Below are 21,234 nucleotides of genomic sequence, written 5' to 3'. Positions count from 1 at the left end.
AAATTAGTTTGAAGAAATTTGTTGAAAAAGCCAAAAAGACGACGTTTTTCCTTTATAATAAAAGTAACTATAATACAGAGGAAATGGGGAAAAGTTTATGAAAAAATGGTTCGTAAGTTTTGCTGCGACAGTTACGTTAAGCTTTATGTGCTTTTCACCTGTTCAAGCAGAAGAAGAGAAACTTCAGGTAGCAAAGCATAGTGCTAAAAAAACAGAAGTAGAGACAAAAGAGCTGCCAATATCTGTTGCAAGATTTGCATTCGATTCGGGCTATGAGTTTGTTTATCCTGATGCGGTAAGAGGCATTTATGTCACATCACACTCTGCTGGTGGGGAAAGATTTGAAAGATTATTGAATTTGCTTGATACAACGGAGCTTAATTCAATGGTTATTGATATAAAAGACGATCATGGCTATTTAACGTATATTCCTGAGGAAGGCTCTCCATTTATGGATATTGCAAAACCATACATAGGTGATCCAGAGGCAATGATGAAAACGTTAGAAGAAAAAGAGGTTTACCCAATCGGGAGAATTGTTGTTTTTAAAGATTCTGTATTAGCAGAAAAAAGACCAGATCTTTCATTTACAGAAAACGGCCAAGTGTGGAAGAATGGAAGAGGAGAAGCATTTGTTAATCCTTTCCTAAAAGAAGTATGGGATTATAATGTAAATATTGCAATTGAAGCGGCAAAAATGGGCTTTCAAGAAATTCAATTTGATTACGTTCGTTACCCAGAAGGATTTGAAAAACGTGACACTACGCTTCAATACAGCTTCGGAGAGTATGAAAGTGACGATCCTGATAATGTAAAAAAACGTGTGGACTCGGTAACCGACTTTGTTGCTTACGCAAAGGAAAAGCTCGAACCTTATAATGTACAGGTTTCGGTAGACATATTTGGATATACGGCTACTTTACCTGAAGCACCGGGGATCGGACAAAATTTCACCCGAATTTCAGAGCATGTTGATGTGATTTCATCTATGATCTATCCAAGTCACTGGACTTCTTATTTTGGAGTCGCAAAGCCTGACCTAGAGCCATATAAAATTATTGCAGAATACGCTAAATTCGAAAATGCGAAGCTGGATGAACTTGAAGATCGACCTGTATCCAGACCATGGATTCAAGATTTTACCGCTAGCTGGCTAGGTTCCGGGAACTATATCCAGTATGGGAAGAAAGAGATAGAAGACCAAGTTCGTGCGTTAAATGAAAATGGAATTGATGAATTTCTTTTATGGAATGCTGGGAATAACTATACAGAAGGCGTGGACTTTACACCGCTTAATGATTAAACTAATTAAAAAGCAAAAGCTGCCTGACTTGTGTCAGGCAGCTTTTGCTTTTTAAAAGAGAAGGTAAACCTTCGGAGCGAAGTAAGTACATGAAAAGCAGGGAAGCCGAAAAATGATGTAGCAACAAGTATAAAGTAAGTACTCTTGCTGCTGCACCATAAGTAAATCCAACTCCATATAAACGACTAGACTAAACAAGGACCGGGCGGTTTTTGTCCGCCGGTTTTCTTATTTAACTTTACCTCCGACACTTTTCCATCCTGTTTGGACGCTTGCTGATTTATCGAAGCTTTCTGATCTTTTTTTACCTGCGAAGAGTTTTTCTCCAATTCCATTGGCTAGTACTCCCATAACTGCTGTTATTCCTATGATTAAAATAGAGACGAGTGTAAAATCTACAAAGTATTCTACCAACAATGACAACCCCTTGTCTTAAGCATATTAGTTCTATTTCTATTGTAAATTAGGAATGCGATAAAAGAAAGAGGGTATATTATCGATGAGATCTGTGTATATTTGTTATACTAGTAATAAGTGTAGAAATAGAAAGGGGAATAAGATAAAAAAATGAATTGGTATGAGAAATTAAAACAGTATTTTCCAGTAGAAGAAATGAAATCTAAGGAGCACATGGATATTCTTTTAAAAGAAAAAGGGAATATGTATCATAAGGATGAAGGGGAACATCATGTACTAATGTATGCTGAGTTTGATAACCTTATTTTCATTGACTATTTATTCGTTTCTAAGGATGCCAGAGGGCAAGGCTTAGGTCATAAACTTCTTGATAAATTAAAAGAAAAAAAGAAGCCTATTATTTTGGAAGTGGAACCTGTAGACTATGAGGATACAGATACTGAAAAAAGATTAAAATTCTATAAAAGAGAAGGCTTTGACCATGCGGCTTCCATCGGTTACACTAGAAGATCTTTGGCAACCAATGAAATAAATCAGATGGAAATATTGTACTGGTCACCAGATCAACAGGATGAAGAAGCAATATATGAAGGCATGAAGAAAACTTATGAGCAAATTCATACATATAAGGATAAAGAGCTATATGGCGAGTCCTATGACTCTGTTGAAAAAGTTCTAAGCTATGACGAAGAAGATAACGATAATAAAAACATTTTGTCCGAGCTTTAAAATAGACATTGAAAAAGGTGCACCCACTGTGGGAGCACCTTTTTCCTATTACTCATATGCATCTTTCATTAGCGTAACAATCTCTGTATAGCCCAAATCATTGGGGTGGATATCTTCCTCTAGAATATGCGTTAATTTGTCCTCTTTACCGATAAAAGCCTCATAAGGGCTAACAACGAGGGTAGAGGATGATGCCAACTCCTCTAGAATCTCATTATACTTCGGTGCATATTCACTCCCGTGCTGATGTAGTTCATGCCCTGAAGGATAGGGATTATAAAGACCAATCAAAAAGATTTTTGCTTCGGGATTAAGGTGACGTAATGTATCATAAAGTTCCCCGATGGTGTTCTTCAATATCCTCATACTTAAATTAAGTTCTTCTTCCTCTACTGTTGAATTGGCACGAATCGTTTGCAGAAAATCATTTCCACCTATTGAAACAGAAATGATATTTGCTGTTTTTAAACGGTTTCTTAAAGCTTCATCTGCTTGTAATAAAGCAAATAGTCCTGTTGATGTTAATCCAGGTATCCCGTAGTTCTCTACTTTGACAGTAGAGGTTAGTCTTAAATATTTTGTAAACTGTGGAACGAATCCGTGTAATCTTAAATAATTTTCTTCAGAAGAGCCAAGTCCCGCAGTAAGGGAATCTCCTAATGCAATGTAAGTAATATGCTTAGGAGATTCTGCTGTTACGGGGGGATAACTTATTAAGCTAACAAAAAGTACTAGCACTGCTATCCGAATCATTTTCTGCATAGTTTCATCCTCTCCAAAAGGTAAGTAAAATTATGCTTCTGCTTTTTCTAATTTTTTAATTTTTCTTTTTTCTTTAAATCTGTCAAATAATAAATATAATACTGGGATGAAAATTAAGGTAATTAATGTTGCAAAGCTTAATCCAAACACAATAACAATAGCCATTGGCTGCTGTAATTCCATTCCTTCTCCAAAACCTAAAGTTAGTGGTATTAATCCAAGAATCGTCGTCAGGGCTGTCATCAATATCGGACGGATACGTGTTGGGCCAGCTACTAATATTGCTTCTAAAGTCGATTTGCCATCCCTTTTTAAAAGATTCACATAATCCACAAAGACAATGGCGTTATTGACGACAATACCGGTCAATATTAGCATACCTACCAAGGAGCCAACTCCCAGTGGTTGGTTGGTAACTAATAGTCCAACTATAATACCTACCACTGTCAGTGGTACAGCGAACATGATAATAAATGGATAAAAATATGATTCGAATTGTCCAGCCATCACCATATATACCAGAACGATTGCTAATGCAAGCGCACCTCCGAGTTTAAAGAATGCATCATTCATTTGTTCATCCTGCCCACCAATAGTTATTTTATATTGGTTTGTAGGAATATACATGTTTTCTCTTAAGGTTTTTTCAATGTCCTCTACTACACTTCCAAGGTCTCTGTTAACGATATCTGCATTAACGGTAATTTCTCTGAGCCGGTCAGTCCTTGTTATCTGACTTGGCCCCTGCGCACGACTTACAGTTGCTACTGTTTGAAGTGGAATGGTTTCTCCACTTGGAGTATTAATGAGAAGGCTTTCGAGATTCTCAATAGAACTTGTATAAGTGTCTTCGATGGTTAATCTTATATCAAGCTCTTCACCTTCTCGAGCCATTGTAGAAGCTATGAGTCCTTTAGTTGCGCTTGATACCGCTGATGCTATTTGAGCGCTTCCGATACCAAACTGACTTGCCTTCACTCGGTCAATATCTACCATTATCTCAGGATTTCCTTCAGTATAGCTTGAGGTTGGCTCTCGGATTCCTTCCACCTCTGATAGTAAGTCTATCGTTTGATCAGCCATACTTTGCAAAGTTGTTAAATCAGGGCCGGTGATACTTAAACTAACTGGATTTTGAGAAAAGCCTGAATCACCAGAAGAAATTCTTATTTCTGCCCCCGGAATGTCTGCTAATCTTTTTCTGACTTCATCACCTATTTCAATATCCGATTTATTTCGCTCATTTAACGGGACAAGTAATAAGCTATAATTCGCTCTATTCGTTTGGGTACCTGCTGATACAGAGAAATTATCTGTACCTCCCACCGTAACGAAAGATAAATCAATTTCAGGAATATCTTTTAGTTTTTGGTCAATGTCCTCCATGATTCCATAAGTTGCATCTAAAGAGCTTCCTTCTGGAAGTTGTGCGGTAAGTGAAACAAAACTCTGATCTTGTTGAGGAAGAAATTCTCTTCCGATAAAAGGAGTACCAATTAAAGAAACAGCCAGTAAGAGTAACACAAGTGATACTGTTTTTTTAGGATGTTTTAAAGCTTTTTCCAATAGGCTGCGGTACCATAGTGTAAATCGACTAAAACGTTCTTCAAAGCGTGAACTTTTATTATTTACTTTTAAAAGCAAAGAAGAAAATAGTGGAACAATGATTAAGGCTGTAATTAATGAAGCAAAAAGGGAAAATGATACAACAAGAGCTAACGGTTTAAATAGCTGTGCTGCTAGTCCATCTACAAATACAATTGGTAAAAATACAATGACTGTAGTGAGTGTAGAAGCAATAATAGCGGGACCTACCTCACCCGTTCCCTTTATCGCTGCATCTTTTAATGAAAAACCTTTTTGCCTTAGTCGATAGATATTTTCTAGAATTACAATGGCGTTATCTACCATCATTCCGATCCCTAATGCAAGACCACCTAGTGTAAGTAAATTAAGTGTTTGACCGCTAAAGTACATAAAGATAAAAGTAGTGACGATCGAAATAGGAATGGAAAATAGAATGATTAAAGTACTTCTCATATTTCTTAAGAAAAAGTAGAGAACTAGAGCAGCAAGTAGACTTCCGAATATCATATTCGTTGTGACAGCACGTATTGATTGTTCTATAAACTGACTTTGGTCAAAAATCTGTTTTATCTCTACACCCTCTGGAAGTGTCTTTCTCATTTCTTCTAATTTTGCATTAATATCATTAGCAACTGTAACGGTATTGCTTCCCGATTGTTTTAAAATAGACATCCCAACAGCAGGTTCTCCATTAAGGTAGCTTAGCTGTGTGGTTGGTTGAAGGGTCTCTTTAACCTCTCCAAGCTGGTCTAGTGAGATGACCCCTTTGGTTGTAGGTACAGGGAGAGACTGAATATCGAATATACTTTCATATTCACCAGTGATTCTAATAGGAAGATTTTGATTTTGATCTGTTAATGCTCCGCCAGGAAGATTTAGATTCTCTGAGGCAATTATTTGCTGCAATTGGTCGATTGAGAGATCAAAGGAAGACAAGGTGTTGGGATCAAGTGTTATTCGAACTTCCTTTTCTGCTCCACCTTCAACTGAAATCGAAGCGATGCCATCAACACTATTCAGCTGAGGTTCAATTTCCGTTTCTGCCAATATTTTAGCTTTGGTCATCTCTCCAGAAGGGTCTGTAATTGCTAACTGAACGATGGGAAGGTCGCTTGGATTAAAGCGTAACACCCTTGGCATGTTGGCGCCAGGAGGAAGAAAATCCCGTACTGAATCGATTCTTTCTCTCATATCCAGGGAAGCAAAATCCATATTTGTTCCCCAGGTAAAGGATACTAGAACGAGGGAACCGCCTGTTCTGGAAATGGAAGTGATAGATTCTACATTAGGCAATGTTCCCATTGCATTTTCTAAAGGAGAGGAAATGAGATTTTCAATTTCCTCTGGTCCGGCACCCTCGTAAGTGGTTGTAACGGCTACAATTGGAAACGTTAATTCAGGAAATAAGTCAACGGTCATGCTCCGCATGCTGACAGCACCTAAAATAAGCATGAGAACAATGACCATTGACATTGCAATAGGTCGTAAAACTGAAAGCTTAGCTATTTTCATTATTTAGTTCACTCACTTTGTTCAGAGATATCTGCACCGTCTTTTAGTCGTTCTTTTCCGCTTACGGCTATTTTTTGCCCCTTAGATAACCCTTCTACAATCTGAATCATCTCTTGGTCGCGAAAACCTAATGTTACATCTTGGCGCATGGCCTTTCCCTCATCAATTACGTATACAAAAGCACTTGTATCTTCATATAAGACCGCTTCAACGGGAATAACTGTTTGCGCCTCTAAATTATCTACTGCTACATAAGCAGTAGCGCGCATACCACCTTTAATAGTTAACTCTGAATTGCTCACAGGAATAATAACTGAGAACATATTTGTTTGCTGATTTACAGTAGGTGAAACAGTTTCAATCGTAGAGTCAAAAGTACCTGATATTCCTTCAAAAGAGATAGTAGCGGCTTGTCCAGATTTCAAGTTACTTACTTGATAACTATTCACTTGAAACGTCGCTGCGATATTATCCAATTGAATAATGGTACCAATCGGAACATTAGGAGAGGCGATACCATCTTCTACTACGTTTAATTCGGAAACTATCCCGTCAATTGGACTAGTAATACTAGTAGCATCGGCTACCTGCTCCGCTTGCTTTAAGCTTTGGCGAGCTTGATTTAACTGAACTTCTATTTCCATTGTGTTAAAAGAGGGAATTTGTTGAAGTTGACTGGCAGCTGAAGAAAGTTGTGCTTGCTTTAACATAACTTCCATCGTACTTTGTAATAAATCCAACGATGTAACAGCTCCTGAGTCCATTCCTTCTAAAAGAGCTTGAGATTTTTCTAAAGATTGGTTTAACTCCCCCTGTAATTGGGGTATATCAGCTAAAGAGGTTTGATTTTCGGTTACCTGTTGCATTTCTTTCATCTTCGAGAGGGCGTTTTCCAACTCAGATACCGCATTTTGAGCTTGGTTAACTTGTTCGTTTGCAGCCCCTGCATCTAATGTAACAAGTAAATCACCCTTATTCACTGGATCACCAACTTTAACATGAACCTGAGTTACAGTAAGGGGGGAGGCAGTGAGGAGCGGTACTTGGGTTTCCGGTACTGCAAGACCAATTAGTTCAATGGTGTTGCTGATATTCTTTTCTGTAACATTTACAACGGAAACAGGAATTTTATTTATTTCTGTGTTTTGACTGGTAATCTCTTTTTCACTGCAGGCAGTAGTAAAGAGCAGCAAAAATAAAGCAGTAATCAACCATGTTTTTTTCAATATATTCACCTCATACTTATCATGTCTAAATATAAAGCTATCATGTATTAAGACCCCTTACAAATACTAACTATCTACCTGATACAGAAACAAGATAATTGTTACTATTTTGTGAACAGAACAAATACGTGTGGATTGAAAGCAAATTAAATGAAACTAAAGTAAGACTTTAACCGTCTTATAATATAGGGAAATTTAATCATGATAATTATTGAATTTATGTAATACGAACATGTTGTGACAACTTGTCTAACTTTTAAAATACTGTACCTTTTTAAGGTAGAATCGTGTATAATAAATAATAGAGATTCCTTTATTAGAGTAATTTCAAATTGAGAGCGATTCACAATTAGAATCTTACAGCATGTTCTTTTTTCATATAAATATAAGTAAAAAGGAGAGGGACAGTTCATGGTAACCTTATATACATCACCAAGTTGTACTTCTTGTCGTAAAGCAAAAAATTGGTTAGAAGAGCATGACATTCCATATACAGAAAGAAACATCTTTTCAGAGTCTTTATCTATCGATGAGATCAAAGAAATTCTTCGTATGACAGAAGATGGGACAGACGAGATAATTTCCACTCGTTCTAAAATCTTTCAAAAATTGAATATAAATGTTGAGGCAATGCCGCTTCAAGAGTTATATTCAGTAATAAAAGAGCACCCAGGCCTACTCAGAAGACCGATTATTATTGATGAAAAGCGATTGCAAGTAGGGTACAACGAAGATGAGATCCGCCGATTCCTTCCAAGAAAAGTAAGAACTTTTCAGTTGCGTGAAGCTCAACGCTTAGTTAACGGTTAATATATATTTCAGTAAGCCTCTGTTAAAGGCTTTTATAACGATGATTGGATCAAAAGGTGCAGACTCCAACGGGGGATGATAGAGGTAGGCGTGGAGACCACGTATGCATAGCCGAGGAGGCTCCAGCACCGCCCCGTGGAACGCGTAGCCATTTGCGGAAATCAAAAGCGGCGTTTAACACAGCCTTCAATAAAAAAGCTTCTACATATTTTATGTAGAAGCTTTTTTCACTAAAGACTATAAATCTTCCTCTTCCTGATGTAAGAAAAAAGTAAAACGAAGATAACGACTAGGAAAGGAAAAGCTTCCAGCAAAAATTCCCCGTTAATTATCATTCTTATACTTGGCTCTTGAATCATCATTTTTCCGGCAGTGTAGCTAAGAATTCCTGCCCCAAAATAAATAATTAGAGGATATTTATCCATTATACGTAATATAATTCTACTTCCCCATATTATAATAGGGATGGAGAACAGTAATCCAATGACAACTAATAAAAATTGGCCATGAGCAGCACCAGCGACAGCCATCACGTTATCAATCCCCATAATAATATCCGCAAGCACGATTGTTTTTATGGCTGCACCTACCGAAGTGCTTCCTTTTATCATCGTTGTTTCTGATTGATTCTTGACTAGGTTAATCGCAATGTAGACTAACAGGACACCACCAACAAATTGTAAAAATGGTATAGCAAGTAGATAGACAGCACCAATTGTTATTAATATCCTAAACATAATGGCCAATAATGTCCCTGTTATAATCGCTTTATTCCGATACTTTTCTGGAAGGTTTCTACAGGCTAATGCGATAACAATTGCATTATCTCCACCTAAAACGATATCAATACCTATTATGATTAGAATGGAAGTAACCAGCTCTAGATCCACAAAATCGCCCCTTCTTGTCCCATTACTTTTATAAATATAGTGAAACAAGTACTATTTTATGACTGTTTTTTGGTAAGGCTGATTTTGTATTGATTGTTGCTTTACTATTTCCGCATAGGCATTTGAACGATTTTTTAAAATATGAGCTTTTTTATTTCCATTATTGCTTTATTTATCATAAAATAAGAGTACAAGGTATTACATCACTGCATAGGATATATGTTTACAGGCTATGCATAATGGATAAATTGTTACAATAGGCAGTACAAAAATTGTGGAGGGTCCCTTCCAAGGAATCACGGAGGAAAATGAGAAGCGGACATCAAAGAGAATAGCTTATCTAATAAATATTCCAGAGAGCGCGCTGATCATTTTACCTAATCAGAAGGGAGTTATGTATGATGGAAATTGAACGCATTAATGATCATACGGTTAAGTTTTATATTTCCTATGGTGATATAGAAGAAAGAGGCTTTGATCGTGAAGAAATTTGGTACAATCGCGAGAGAAGTGAAGAATTATTTTGGGAAATGATGGACGAAGCACATGATGAAGAAGATTTCATGGTGGAAGGTCCATTATGGATTCAGGTCCAAGCGCTTGATAAAGGACTTGAGGTTATCGTGACAAGAGCACAAATCTCGAAGGATGGGAAGAACTTTGAGGTTCCTGTTTCTGACGATAAGAGAATTGATATTCCTGTTGATGAGCGTATTGAATCCCTTCTCGATCAGCACTTTAATCCTCCTAAAACAGAAAATAAAAAAGAAGAAAAACCTGAAGAAGAAATAGATTTGCTACAATTCATGGTACGCTTCAAGGATTTGGAATATATTATTTCAGTAAGTCACCGCTTGAAGGACCTTGAACACCTAAGTAATAATCTTTATTTCTTTGAAGGGAACTATTATTTATACGTCGATTTTGCCAGTGAGCATTATTCCGATGAAGAAATAGATAATGTTCTTAGTGTGCTCCTTGAATACGGGGAGGAATCGGCAATGAGCATCCACCGTCTCCAGGAATATGCTTCAGAAGTAGTCAAGGATGACGCGATGAAGGAAATGACAAAACACTTTCCACTTAGATAAAAGGACCGATTTCACTTGTTGAAATCGGTTTTTTTTCCAATTTGAATTGATACATAGGGGGAGTAGTATGTGAAAAATACAGTTCGTGTATCTGTATTTATTTTAGCGGTTGGTGCTGTATTATTCACCACGCAAGGATTGTGGGAGGGATGGTTTTTAGGATCCATTTCCCTGCTTTTTACTTTATCTGTTGTGTTCATCGCTCTTTTAATTTCTTTAGAAAATCGTCATCCGACCAGAACTCTTACCTGGCTGGTAGTACTGGGGAGTTTTCCTGTCCTCGGCTTCTTTTTCTATCTGCTTTTTGGCCGAAATATTCGTAAAAGAAGACTTTTCCAACGTAAAGCATTGCTTGATAAAGAGGCTGTTAAAGAAATTGAAGGGGAAAGAATCTATTTACCGGAAGACATGGCCTTACTTGGTGATAACAAACAAGGAATTTTTCGTTTGTCTCAAAATATTGGTAAAAGTCCTATTTCCTTTCAAACGGAAACAGAAGTATTAACGAATGGGGATAGTACGTTTACAAAGATATTGCAAGAAATAAATAAGGCGGAACATCATATTCATTTAGAGTATTACATTGTCCGAGATGATGAAATTGGAAACCAGATTAAAGATCTTTTAATTGAAAAAGCGAAAAGTGGAGTCACTGTGCGCTTTCTTTTTGATGCAGTTGGAAGTCTCAATTTAAAGAGAGCATACCTTAAGGATTTAAGGGTAGCAGGTGTTGAGATAGAATCTTTTTCTCCAGTGACCTTTCCTGTTTTTAATAATAAAGTTAACTTCAGAAATCATAGAAAGATAATTGTTATTGATGGTACAGTAGGCTTTGTGGGAGGCCTAAATATCGGTGATGAATACCTAGGGCGAGATGAATATTTTGGGTTCTGGCGTGATACTCATCTTTTAGTAAGAGGGGAAGCTGTCCGTACACTTCAACTCATATTTTTACAGGATTGGTATTATGCAACTGATCAGTCACTTCTTAAAAAAGAGTATTTTTCGCCACGTTTAACAGAACAAAAAAAGCATGGTGGAGTACAAATGATTGCAGGCGGTCCTGATCAGGAGTGGGAAGTTATAAAAAGCTTATATTTCAAGATGATTACATCTGCAAGAAAATCAATATGGATTGCCTCTCCCTATTTTGTTCCGGACGATGATATATTCACAGCCTTAAAGGTCGCTGCACTTAGTGGGATAGATGTGCGAATAATAGTTCCCCATAGACCAGACAAACGAATTGTTTATTACGCTTCACGGTCCTATTTCCCGGAAATGATGGATGCAGGAGTACAAATTTACGAATATGAAAAAGGATTTTTGCATAGCAAAGTAGTTATAGTAGATGACGAAATCGCTTCAATTGGTACAGCTAATATGGATATGAGAAGCTTTCATCTAAACTTTGAAGTAAATGCATTTTTGTATAATACAGAGAGCGTTTTATCACTTGTGGAGGATTTTGAAAAAGATCTGTTGGATAGCAAGCCGATTGTAAAGGGGATTTTTGCCAAAAGACCACTTTTTCAAAAGGTGGTGGAATCTATTTCAAGATTAGCATCCCCACTTTTATAAAGTGGTTCTGATATAAAAGCGCCGCAAAGAGGAGCTTCCGAGGCACCACATGGATGCGCGCACCAAATCCTGAAAGCTGGAGTGATCTGAGAATACCGAGATTATGGGTATTCTTTTTTAATTTTAGGTATTTTCCTTGTATCGTGCAGTAGCATTATTTTCTGTGGCAGTAAGAAATTCAATTGTTGAACATTAAAGATTTAAGTAGAATTTCCTGTGAAAGGTAAAGGAATTTTAAAGGATTTTGTCAGTCTTTGCCGAATATATTTGTGAGCAAGGCAAAAAGCAAAGGCTCTGTTTGACACCGCTAATGATTTTCGCAAAAAACGAAGTGATTGCAATGGTGTAGTATATGCATTATTTTAACAGAGCAAAAGAGAAAGGGAGCGGTGCGATGTTTGTTGCTAAAAGAGTAGATGGAACTTTCATTACCTTACTTGATTATGAAAACGGAGAACAGTTAGAAAGAGATATTATAGGAGGGGAATTTCAATGTCCGGCATGTGGTTCTGAAGTTAGACTAAAAAACGGAGCCATACGAAGGCTGCACTTTGCTCATATCCAAACTGAGTGCAAAGCCTCAACAGAAGCAGAAACATTATACCATTTAGATGGCAAGGCGAAGTTATTTCAGCTTCTGCAACATTACGGAAAAGCACAGTTAGAAACATTTATCACTCAAACAAAACAGCGAGCGGATATCTTTCTGAGTATGGAAGAAAAAAAATACGCATTTGAATTTCAGTGTTCATCACTGCCAATACCAACCCTCGAGCAAAGAACAGATCTTTACAAATCGCAGTTCATCACTCCCATATGGGTAATTGGCAAAGAAAAGCTAGGACCTTTAAGTAACCAAATGAAGCTTTCACCATTTCAGTGGTCTTTTGTTCAAAATCATTCGTCAGGAAGTGCCCCTTACTTATTAAGCTTTTGTCCCCAACAATCCAAATTTTTTTATTTGTTTCCCAGATTTAGTTTTAATAGCCTCGATACTACTATCAGTTACCAAGTAAGCACAGAATGGGAACTAACTCCGACCCCTTCTTTCAATCAAATACAGATAAACAGCAAAACTAAATGGCTTTATGATAAAAAGATGTGGAGATATAAGTATTGCTTATATAAAAGCAATCAACCCTTACGACACTTTTGCTATAGTAAAATGAAGATTCCTCTCTCACTAGTTCCAGCAGAGATTGGTATTCCGGTACCTTCCTCTTATTGGTTTCAATCTCCTGTTATTCAGTGGCAAGCCTGGCTTTATTTTGACTCCATCTACCACACTCCAGTAGATTCTATCATCCATCTTCCTTCAGTAATACACCGATTCAACCAAAGAATAAAAAAATCGACTATTAGAGTGAAGCAGTTGCCTCTAGTGGAATATGGGAATTATGAAGAAGCCATAGTGGAATATCTCCATCTATTGGTTTCACTTAATGTTCTTAAAAAAGAGAATGAAACTATATTTAGAAAGAGGAAAAAAGAGCTTCCTTATATTCATCTTGAAGAAGCACTAGGTCAAGACACGCTTATTATGGAGAAAGTTTTGGCTAGAAGATAAATAAATAAGAACAATAATGAATAGAAAAGAGGGAATAATAAGGTTGTGTCGAATAGAGTAAAGATGCATGTTTTTTATTAAGTTAAGGGGGTAAAATCATGGCAGAACAAACAGCCGTTAAAAAATTACAAGAACGTAAAGATATCTCAGTGGAGGATACTTGGAGATTAGAAGATATTTTTTCAAGTGATGAAGCATGGGAAAAAGAATTTCAAGACGTAAAAGGTATGATTGAAAAAATCGGTGACTTTGAAGGAAAGCTTTCTCAGTCGGCTGATAATCTATATGAAGCACTTCAATACCAGGATGCCATATCCAGTCGTCTAGGGAAGCTATATACATATGCTCATATGCGTTACGATCAAGATACAACTAATAGCTTCTACCAAGGACTAAATGATAGAGCAACCAATCTTTATACACAAGTGGCGAGTGCTTTGTCTTTTGTGGTACCTGAAATCTTAACAATGAAGGAAGAAGAGATTGCAAGGTTTCTGCAAGAAAAAGAAGAGCTTGCTTTATATGAACATTCTCTAGATGAGATTAATCGTCAGCGTCCGCATATTTTATCAGCAAAAGAAGAAGCCTTACTTGCACAAGCATCCGAGGTGCTTGCATCATCTTCGAATACATTCGGAATGTTAAACAATGCAGATTTAACGTTTCCATCTGTAAAGGATGAAAATGGAGAAGAAGTGGAAATCACGCATGGCAGATATATTCGATTCCTTGAGAGTGGAATTCAGGAAGTCCGTAAAAATGCTTTTAAAGCAGTATATGAAACATACGGAAGCTACAAAAATACATTTGCAAGTACACTGGGGGGAACAATAAAAAAAGATAATTTCCAAGCAAAAGTGCGAAATTACGACTCTGCTCGTCAAGCTGCACTAAGCAATAACAATATCCCTGAAACAGTGTATGAGAACCTTGTGAATACCGTTAACAAAAACCTGCATTTACTTCATCGATATGTTGCATTACGTAAAAAGGTTTTAGGTGTGGAAGAGTTGCATATGTATGATCTCTATACGCCCTTAATTAAAGATGTAAACATGAAGGTTTCCTATGAGGAAGCGAAGGATTATTTACTAAAAGGACTTACGCCTTTAGGAGAAGATTACTTAACTATCGTAAAAGAGGGCTTTGATAACCGATGGGTGGATGTTCAAGAGAACAAAGGGAAACGTTCTGGAGCATATTCTTCTGGTACTTATGGAACAAACCCGTATATCCTGATGAATTGGCAGGATAATGTAAATAATTTATTTACCCTTGCTCATGAATTTGGTCATTCTGTTCATAGTTACCATACAAGAAACTCCCAGCCTTATCCTTATGGAAACTATTCCATCTTTGTAGCAGAAGTTGCATCTACATGTAACGAAGCGTTATTAAACGATTATTTACTTAAAACAATTGATGATGACAAGAAGCGTTTGTATTTACTAAATCATTTCTTAGAAGGATTCCGTGGAACAGTATTCCGTCAGACCATGTTTGCTGAATTTGAGCATAAGATTCATGAACTTGCTCAAAATGGAGAAGCGTTAACATCAGATTTATTATCCGAAACTTATTATGAGTTGAACAAAAAATATTTCGGTGAAGACATTCAAATCGATGAAGAAATAGGCTTAGAGTGGGCAAGAATTCCTCATTTCTATTACAATTATTATGTGTATCAATATGCAACAGGTTATAGTGCAGCAACTGCTCTTAGTAAACAAATTTTAGAAGAAGGTCAGCCTGCTGTAGACCGTTACCTTGAATTCCTGAAAGCAGGAAGCTCTGACTATCCAATAGAGGTACTGAAAAAAGCTGGTGTAGACATGACAGCATCGACTCCTATTGAAGAAGCTTGCAAAGTTTTTGAAGAAAAATTAAATGAAATGGAAGAATTGCTTTCATAGGTATCATGAAACGAGGCAGGGCTAAAAGTTTAGTCTGAGGAAAACCCGAACTATCATTTTGAATTCTAGAATTCAAATTAGTCCGGGTTTTTTGTTTTGTTCAAATGCAAATTTAGTTTGTAGTTAGTTCCAGCTGTTGATTGGAGGGCAAGACGGAGACGCCTGCTTAGAAGAGTAGCGTAAGTGAGACCCCGCAGGCATAGCCGAGGAGGCTCAGGGGCTACCCGCGGAAAGCGGAGTCTTGCACGGAAATCAATAGCGGTTTGAAGCCAAAACTGAAATTGTTAGTCTTTAAGTAGTGATTTATTAGTTTTGTCCCAACCTCTTTTTTTGTCAGCTATTATCTTACCAAAGAAATTAAAATGGAAGATAGAAGCTTCTTTTAAAATATCATTTTCTAAAACCTCGAAATCGACGCTTATTATTCATCATAATTATAAATACGAAAACAGAGAGAAATAAAAGAGGGGAAGTAAGATACACAGGGTAAACTTTCATAAGACCTAGAATATTTATAAAAACGCAAAATGCTATAAATAGTAAGGATAAGGCAAAGGGAATTCTATTCATCAAAAAACTCCTTTCAGACTACTCGGACTACTCCTTTTTACTATGTTATGTAGGATAACTAAAATCATTTCCTGAAATTTTACTAGCTATTACTTTTGTGACAATGTTGTGAAATACATGGCAAACCACTTGTCAAAAGTCGACAAAATCTGATATATTTATCAACGTGAAACGATTCACATACAAACATTACCCCTTTGTTTGACCGTGATAATTTCTCCCATCCCCTTTGTTGTCTTTATGACAATAAGAAAGCCTTGGTCTAGGACCAAGGCTTTTCTGTATCTTTATTAATTGTAATTATGCCAGATATCTCCAGAAGGTTCCGTATTTCACTGGAACTTGTTCCACTTTTTGAGCGAGTTGGAGTTTTTTTAACTCTCTTTCTACTTCTGCAATCGGAAGATTATAGACGACCGAAATTTCCTTCGTTGCCACAAATTGAAATTGATGAAGAAAATCTTCTAAAGGCGGAAGCATCGTTGGAAAGGGATATTCGCCAAGCATATCTTGCAGGATCTGGACATAAACATCGTACGAATGATACCCCGTTATTTTTATTCCTTCTTCTTCAATGTTTTCGTTAAAGAAAACAAGGGTAGGAATTTCCGTAACGTCCATCTCATTGGTGATTTTTAAATCACACTGTAGTGCTTTTGATGCGCATTCCCCATTCATATCATTGATGAATTCCTCTTTATCTAATCCCACTGAATCCGCACAGTCTATTAATACCGAGAGTTCAGAGATGTTTTGCTTTTCAAGGAATAAAACCTCTTGAAGCTTTCGCAAAAATTTAATACCTGACTTTTTTCCTTGGAGCTCTGCTGCTTTAATAGCAATAGAGGCAGCAAGAGGAGTGGCTATTGGGTTTTCAAGCCACAAAGAACCATCACAGGACATTCCGGTGCGATTAGCTGTTCTTTCCCAAACCTGTGCTAAGGATGCGGCATGATGCTTTTTAGCTAAATTAAGCGAAGTAAGACGGCCGCTTAGAACATGCTTGATTGTAAAATATTGTCCATATTGCATTTGCAGTTTCTTCAATATCGGCTCTAATGCCCAACATTCAGGACAAAGGGGATCAATAAAAAAGTAAACTTCAATGGGCTTGTTAGTTGTATGTCGAATATTATTCAAATAAAATAGTTGTTTTTCATTACAGGTCACATGAATCTTCCTTTTCTTCAGGTTTGTCTGGAGTATTAACCATATGATGAGCCGTTAGTACTAAACGCTGAAAAAATTCTTTTCGATATGAACCCTCAAGTCCAATTTCATCCATTGCCTCTTCCATACAAGCGAGCCAAGCGTTTGCACGCTTAGGGGTTATCTCAAAAGGCATATGCCTCGCACGTAACATTGGATGACCATGCTCACTTGTATAAAGAGCAGGTCCCCCTAAATATTGTGTAAGAAATTGTTTTTGCTTTCTTGCTGTTTCCGTAAAATTATCTGGAAAAATGGGAGCTAAATCTGGATGCCGGCTAACTCGTGCATAAAATGCGTCCACAAGTTCATGAATAACCTGTTCTCCGCCAATAAGTTCAAAAGGTGATTGTATGTTATTCATCATTCCATTAACTCCTTATAAATATCAAAGTAAAGATAAAATTGTATTATATGTATAGTTTAGCAATGTGTTTATTATATCTCAAACAATTCGATTCACACCTTACAATATATAGGAGGTAGAATTGCTTTTAAGTGGCAAGTTGCATCTTAGAGAAAGCGCTGATCCATGATTTATCGGTAGTACAGGAAGAGAGGGCGCTTAGATGAAGTTTATATATTGGATAAAAGTGGTATTTGGGGCCAGACCCCAAATTGTAGAATAAGGAAGTTTAACAAAAAAAGAGCATTTAAAAAGAGCGGCGCTGGTGGGCGCTCACTCTTTTGGGATTAACTTATCAAGCTCTGGGTGACTTTTCTTACGTAGTTGGTTGTTTCTTTAAAGGGCGGGATGCCGTTGTATTTATCGACGTTACCCGGTCCGGCATTGTAAGCTGCTAATGCTAACGAAATATTCCCATCGTAACGGGCAAGCATTTGGCTGATATATTTTGTCCCACCCATTATGTTTTGTTTAGGATCGGTAGCATCTGTAACACCAAGCCCTTTCGCAGTAAGTGGCATAAGCTGCATTAGCCCAACAGCGCCTGCATGACTTTTTGCGTTAGGGTTAAAATTGGACTCATGCTTAATAATAGATTTTATTAATACAGGGTCCACACCATACCTTGATGACGCTTCTTGGATAATATCTTCATAATCCGAACGGTAGGCAACAGTTGCATTTGATTTTGCACTTGGTACCTCTGGGATATAGGAAGACATACCTGAGAGTTGAGCCATGTTTAAAGGATGTGACATCGAAAAAGGACTGTTTTTATTTGAACTAGGTTGTGGCTGATGTTCCACAAGCCCCTCAAAAAGTTGGGTAAAAGATTGATAGCTATTCAATGGCATGCTAGCGTGTTTATTATATTGCATAGATTGCAGAGCCTGAATTTGCATCATAGAACGAAACTGATCAACTTTCATTATTCGCCTTCCTTTTCATTAAGTCTACAAATTTTCCTGTCATAGAAGCGAGCAATTTTATTTTTGGTTTCACGGATAGGAATATTATTTTCTTTTAAAAGATTCAAAAAATGTTTTTCCCCTTCCTCATAGTTGCTGACTTCATATTCCAATTCAAAATCACTTGTTTCTAAATAATGACTCTCATCAAGCACCAGTAATCCATTTTGGTAGGAGAATTCTACTCGGTTTGTTTGTAGCGATCCAAAATACGTAACTGAGGTAGGATCAATTTGAAATTCTTTTTCCAGTATATCAGCTATTAACCCGTTTGGAATACCTTGTGCTTCGTGGCACATTATTCTTTTTTCTTCTTTTGAAATCTTTTGGTGGGTTTCAAGAAGCCCTTTGGCGGCAGGCTGTTTTAGAGTAAGTGTGAACTCATCTCCTTTTTGACGAATACGCAATGCACAGCGTTTTTCTTTTAAAGAAAAAGATGGTGTATCAAAATAAAGGTTTTCTTGACTGAAGAAATCTTCAGAATTTACGTTAAAGTGGGAACAAAGAGCAGTGAACTCTTCAAATGTCAGGAGATTCTTAAATTCAATTTCAATTTCTTGATTGTTCATATATTTACCTCTCATCATTGGTATACTTCTATTATTACTTGCTTTTATTTAGATAGCAACGATAAACTATTATTCCTAGAAGAATCAAAAATATTAAAAATAGGTAAAAGTGATGTTTCCATTTAGATGATAACTAAAGATTATGATAAAATATTAATAGGATTTAGGTTGGAAGGAGATTATTATGCAAAAACGAATTGAAATTAACCAAACATCATGGAATGAACACCAACTATTACTTCAAGCAGATCCTGTTTCGTTTTCCTTAGAGCAAGTAACAGCGAGCAGCCAAATGTTAGTGGATTCGGATAATTTAGCTTTTATCTACAAATTAGAGACACCTAGTGAATTTATTTATGTAAGCATTAAGGATACATATTGGGAAGATTTAAATAAAGCCATGGAAGAGAAGAAGGCAGTTGTGCTGCTTATTGAAAACATTGCTTTGCTCTTAACAAACGTAGAAGAAGAGCTTGGTTATCTTATTGAAAATATTAGAGACAATGCGAACTACGGGGAAGAGATGGAGAGACGAGTAAACGAGATTTTTTAAGGGGTTTGACCAAATATGATTCAACATTGGGATATGTTTTTAGCACCATATTATCAAGCAATTGATGAAATGAAAGTTAAATTAAAGGGTATGCGTGGCCAGTTTATGATGCAGTCAGAACATTCTCCAATTGAATTTGTTACAGGTAGAGTGAAGCCGATCGCAAGTATTTTGGACAAGGCAACTCGAAAGGGTATTTCTTTAGAGAAACTTGAGGATGAAATGCAAGACATTGCTGGAGTTCGAATGATGTGCCAGTTTGTGGATGATATCCATAAGGTTGTCGAGTTATTACGGGCTCGAAATGATTTTGAAATAGTAGAAGAAAGAGACTATATTTCTGCAGAAAAGCGTAGCGGTTATCGATCCTACCATGTGGTGATTCGGTATCCTGTTCAAACCATTGATGGAGAAAAGAAAATCCTTGTGGAACTGCAAATTCGTACGTTAGCGATGAATTTTTGGGCGACCATTGAACATTCTCTTAACTATAAGTACAGTGGTCAATTCCCACAAGATATTAAAGAGCGGCTTGTTCGCGCAGCGGAAGCGGCTTATCTACTTGACGAGGAAATGTCTCAAATTCGCGGGGAAATTCAAGAAGCGCAAGCGATTTTTTCACGAAAAAAAGAGAATAAGGAAAAAGAATAAGTTCAAAAGGGTTAAAAATTCAATCTCCGTAGGCATGTACCTTGCTTTTCGGGAGGTAAAAGAAGTCCTTGCACTTTACTTATTATCATATTAAACACACAGGGGTGGAAGTATGAAGTTTGCAATAACCTCTAAAGGGGATGCAAAATCCAATACGCTGATGCATAAGATGCGAACGTATTTGCAGGATTTTGAATTAGTTTATGATGAAGATCAACCAGATATCGTCGTATCGGTTGGCGGGGATGGCACACTATTATATGCGTTTCACCGTTATCGGAGTCGTCTGGACAAAACAGCATTTATAGGTGTCCACACAGGTCATTTAGGCTTTTATGCAGATTGGGTTCCTGAAGAAATTGAAAAGCTTGTTATTGCTATTGCCAAAACTCCTTATCAAATAATCGAATATCCATTATTAGAGGTAATCATCCGTTATAATGACGGCGGGCGAGAAGCAAGATATTTAGCTTTAAATGAGTGCACTGTAAAAAGTGTCGAAGGAACGTTAGTAATGGATGTAGAAATTAAAGGCCAGCTTTTTGAAACATTCCGGGGCGATGGTCTTTGCATGTCAACTCCTTCAGGCAGTACAGCCTACAACAAGGCCCTAGGTGGAGCTATATTACACCCGTCCTTACCTGCGATTCAACTGGCAGAAATGGCATCTATCAACAATCGAGTGTTCCGTACAATAGGTTCCCCACTCGTTTTGCCTGATCACCATACCTGCTTATTAAAGCCTGTCAATGACGTGGATTATCAGATTACTGTTGATCATTTGACACTTTTGCATAAGGATGTTAAATCCATTCAATACAGAGTAGCTAAGGAGAAAATCAGATTCGCACGTTTTCGTCCATTTCCTTTTTGGAAAAGAGTCAGTGATTCCTTTATTACAGATAAATAAGAGAAAGAGG

Annotated in this window: 19 protein-coding genes; 10 read left to right on the top strand and 9 right to left on the bottom strand. The window is 37.1% G+C overall.

Features of this window, described 5'->3' with window-relative positions; all coding sequences use genetic code 11:
* The first annotated feature begins 97 nt into the window (after positions 1-97).
* A complete protein-coding gene (locus K9B36_RS03910; protein ID WP_223700683.1) occupies positions 98-1,303 on the top strand; it encodes a putative glycoside hydrolase in 1,206 nt (401 codons plus the stop codon).
* Positions 1,304-1,531: 228 nt separating this feature from the next.
* On the opposite strand, the gene K9B36_RS03905 is transcribed toward K9B36_RS03910, so the two are convergent.
* Positions 1,532-1,717: a hypothetical protein gene (locus tag K9B36_RS03905; RefSeq protein ID WP_223700682.1), complete on the bottom strand. Its 186-nt coding sequence runs from the start codon at positions 1,715-1,717 to the stop codon at positions 1,532-1,534.
* Between the two features lie 153 nt (positions 1,718-1,870).
* Between K9B36_RS03905 and K9B36_RS03900 the strand changes: the two genes are divergently transcribed.
* On the top strand, positions 1,871-2,449 hold the full coding sequence (locus tag K9B36_RS03900) for a GNAT family N-acetyltransferase (RefSeq protein WP_223700681.1): 579 nt from the start codon (positions 1,871-1,873) through the stop codon (positions 2,447-2,449).
* Positions 2,450-2,497: 48 nt separating this feature from the next.
* Here K9B36_RS03900 and K9B36_RS03895 read toward each other — a convergent pair whose 3' ends face one another.
* From K9B36_RS03895 to K9B36_RS03885, 3 genes are read right to left on the bottom strand one after another with little or no spacing between them, the layout of a single operon-like run.
* Complete coding sequence (locus K9B36_RS03895) at positions 2,498-3,211, bottom strand: GDSL-type esterase/lipase family protein (protein WP_223700680.1); 714 nt, start codon at positions 3,209-3,211, stop codon at positions 2,498-2,500.
* A gap of 30 nt (positions 3,212-3,241) precedes the next feature.
* Entirely contained in the window at positions 3,242-6,310 is a 3,069-nt protein-coding gene (locus tag K9B36_RS03890; protein WP_223700679.1) for an efflux RND transporter permease subunit, read from the bottom strand.
* Between the two features lie 8 nt (positions 6,311-6,318).
* Entirely contained in the window at positions 6,319-7,536 is a 1,218-nt protein-coding gene (locus K9B36_RS03885) for an efflux RND transporter periplasmic adaptor subunit (RefSeq protein WP_223700678.1), read from the bottom strand.
* Between the two features lie 411 nt (positions 7,537-7,947).
* Between K9B36_RS03885 and spxA the strand changes: the two genes are divergently transcribed.
* On the top strand, positions 7,948-8,346 hold the full coding sequence (spxA, locus tag K9B36_RS03880; RefSeq protein ID WP_223700677.1) for a transcriptional regulator SpxA: 399 nt from the start codon (positions 7,948-7,950) through the stop codon (positions 8,344-8,346).
* Positions 8,347-8,576: 230 nt separating this feature from the next.
* Here the strand turns inward: spxA and K9B36_RS03875 are convergent, their stop codons facing one another.
* A complete protein-coding gene (locus K9B36_RS03875) occupies positions 8,577-9,236 on the bottom strand; it encodes a TerC family protein (RefSeq protein ID WP_317889853.1) in 660 nt (219 codons plus the stop codon).
* 401 nt (positions 9,237-9,637) lie between these two features.
* Between K9B36_RS03875 and mecA the strand changes: the two genes are divergently transcribed.
* The 4 genes from mecA (at position 9,638) to pepF (ending at position 15,388) form a co-directional block, all read left to right on the top strand.
* Positions 9,638-10,327, top strand: coding sequence for an adaptor protein MecA (gene mecA, locus K9B36_RS03870; protein WP_223700991.1), 690 nt, complete (start codon positions 9,638-9,640; stop codon positions 10,325-10,327).
* A 69-nt stretch (positions 10,328-10,396) separates the two neighbouring features.
* Entirely contained in the window at positions 10,397-11,908 is a 1,512-nt protein-coding gene (gene cls / locus K9B36_RS03865; protein WP_223700676.1) for a cardiolipin synthase, read from the top strand.
* Between the two features lie 394 nt (positions 11,909-12,302).
* The gene (locus K9B36_RS03860) at positions 12,303-13,475 is read left to right on the top strand and encodes a competence protein CoiA (RefSeq protein WP_223700675.1); all 1,173 of its coding nucleotides are present in this window, start codon (positions 12,303-12,305) and stop codon (positions 13,473-13,475) included.
* A gap of 98 nt (positions 13,476-13,573) precedes the next feature.
* On the top strand, positions 13,574-15,388 hold the full coding sequence (pepF, locus tag K9B36_RS03855; protein WP_223700674.1) for an oligoendopeptidase F: 1,815 nt from the start codon (positions 13,574-13,576) through the stop codon (positions 15,386-15,388).
* 870 nt (positions 15,389-16,258) lie between these two features.
* On the opposite strand, the gene K9B36_RS03850 is transcribed toward pepF, so the two are convergent.
* The 4 genes from K9B36_RS03850 to K9B36_RS03835 all read right to left on the bottom strand — a co-directional run bounded on the left by K9B36_RS03850 (position 16,259) and on the right by K9B36_RS03835 (position 19,110).
* Positions 16,259-17,128 (bottom strand): ClpXP adapter SpxH family protein, encoded by an 870-nt coding sequence (locus tag K9B36_RS03850; RefSeq protein ID WP_223700673.1) that lies wholly within the window; start codon positions 17,126-17,128, stop codon positions 16,259-16,261.
* Positions 17,118-17,534: a globin domain-containing protein gene (locus tag K9B36_RS03845; RefSeq protein ID WP_223700672.1), complete on the bottom strand. Its 417-nt coding sequence runs from the start codon at positions 17,532-17,534 to the stop codon at positions 17,118-17,120. The genes K9B36_RS03850 and K9B36_RS03845 overlap by 11 nt, the downstream gene beginning before the upstream one ends.
* Positions 17,535-17,860: 326 nt before the next feature.
* Positions 17,861-18,502, bottom strand: a complete 642-nt coding sequence (locus tag K9B36_RS03840) for a lytic transglycosylase domain-containing protein (RefSeq protein WP_223700671.1) — start codon at positions 18,500-18,502, stop codon at positions 17,861-17,863.
* A complete protein-coding gene (locus K9B36_RS03835; RefSeq protein WP_223700670.1) occupies positions 18,502-19,110 on the bottom strand; it encodes a CYTH domain-containing protein in 609 nt (202 codons plus the stop codon). Before K9B36_RS03835 ends, K9B36_RS03840 begins: the two co-directional genes overlap by 1 nt.
* Before the next feature lie 184 nt (positions 19,111-19,294).
* Between K9B36_RS03835 and K9B36_RS03830 the strand changes: the two genes are divergently transcribed.
* The 3 genes from K9B36_RS03830 (at position 19,295) to K9B36_RS03820 (ending at position 21,224) form a co-directional block, all read left to right on the top strand.
* Positions 19,295-19,663 (top strand): UPF0738 family protein, encoded by a 369-nt coding sequence (locus K9B36_RS03830; RefSeq protein ID WP_223700669.1) that lies wholly within the window; start codon positions 19,295-19,297, stop codon positions 19,661-19,663.
* Positions 19,664-19,678: 15 nt separating this feature from the next.
* Entirely contained in the window at positions 19,679-20,314 is a 636-nt protein-coding gene (locus K9B36_RS03825; protein ID WP_223700668.1) for a GTP pyrophosphokinase, read from the top strand.
* Positions 20,315-20,426: 112 nt separating this feature from the next.
* The gene (locus K9B36_RS03820; protein WP_223700667.1) at positions 20,427-21,224 is read left to right on the top strand and encodes an NAD kinase; all 798 of its coding nucleotides are present in this window, start codon (positions 20,427-20,429) and stop codon (positions 21,222-21,224) included.
* The last annotated feature ends 10 nt before the right edge of the window (positions 21,225-21,234 follow it).

The organism is Sutcliffiella deserti (assembly GCF_020037475.1).
Taxonomy (GTDB): domain Bacteria; phylum Bacillota; class Bacilli; order Bacillales; family Bacillaceae_I; genus Sutcliffiella_A; species Sutcliffiella_A deserti.
This window is presented reverse-complemented; position numbering and strand designations above follow the sequence as displayed.

What these genes read in the sequence shown, in the direction of transcription:
- K9B36_RS03910 (WP_223700683.1), top strand. Translation starts at nt 98, where the DNA reads ATGAAAAAATGGTTCGTAAGTTTTGCTGCGACAGTTACGTTAAGCTTT.
- K9B36_RS03900 (WP_223700681.1), top strand. Translation starts at nt 1,871, where the DNA reads ATGAATTGGTATGAGAAATTAAAACAGTATTTTCCAGTAGAAGAAATG.
- K9B36_RS03895 (WP_223700680.1), bottom strand. Translation starts at nt 3,211, where the DNA reads ATGCAGAAAATGATTCGGATAGCAGTGCTAGTACTTTTTGTTAGCTTA.
- K9B36_RS03890 (WP_223700679.1), bottom strand. Translation starts at nt 6,310, where the DNA reads ATGAAAATAGCTAAGCTTTCAGTTTTACGACCTATTGCAATGTCAATG.
- spxA (WP_223700677.1), top strand. Translation starts at nt 7,948, where the DNA reads ATGGTAACCTTATATACATCACCAAGTTGTACTTCTTGTCGTAAAGCA.
- mecA (WP_223700991.1), top strand. Translation starts at nt 9,638, where the DNA reads ATGGAAATTGAACGCATTAATGATCATACGGTTAAGTTTTATATTTCC.
- K9B36_RS03860 (WP_223700675.1), top strand. Translation starts at nt 12,303, where the DNA reads ATGTTTGTTGCTAAAAGAGTAGATGGAACTTTCATTACCTTACTTGAT.
- pepF (WP_223700674.1), top strand. Translation starts at nt 13,574, where the DNA reads ATGGCAGAACAAACAGCCGTTAAAAAATTACAAGAACGTAAAGATATC.
- K9B36_RS03845 (WP_223700672.1), bottom strand. Translation starts at nt 17,534, where the DNA reads ATGATGAATAACATACAATCACCTTTTGAACTTATTGGCGGAGAACAG.
- K9B36_RS03840 (WP_223700671.1), bottom strand. Translation starts at nt 18,502, where the DNA reads ATGAAAGTTGATCAGTTTCGTTCTATGATGCAAATTCAGGCTCTGCAA.
- K9B36_RS03835 (WP_223700670.1), bottom strand. Translation starts at nt 19,110, where the DNA reads ATGAACAATCAAGAAATTGAAATTGAATTTAAGAATCTCCTGACATTT.
- K9B36_RS03830 (WP_223700669.1), top strand. Translation starts at nt 19,295, where the DNA reads ATGCAAAAACGAATTGAAATTAACCAAACATCATGGAATGAACACCAA.
- K9B36_RS03825 (WP_223700668.1), top strand. Translation starts at nt 19,679, where the DNA reads ATGATTCAACATTGGGATATGTTTTTAGCACCATATTATCAAGCAATT.
- K9B36_RS03820 (WP_223700667.1), top strand. Translation starts at nt 20,427, where the DNA reads ATGAAGTTTGCAATAACCTCTAAAGGGGATGCAAAATCCAATACGCTG.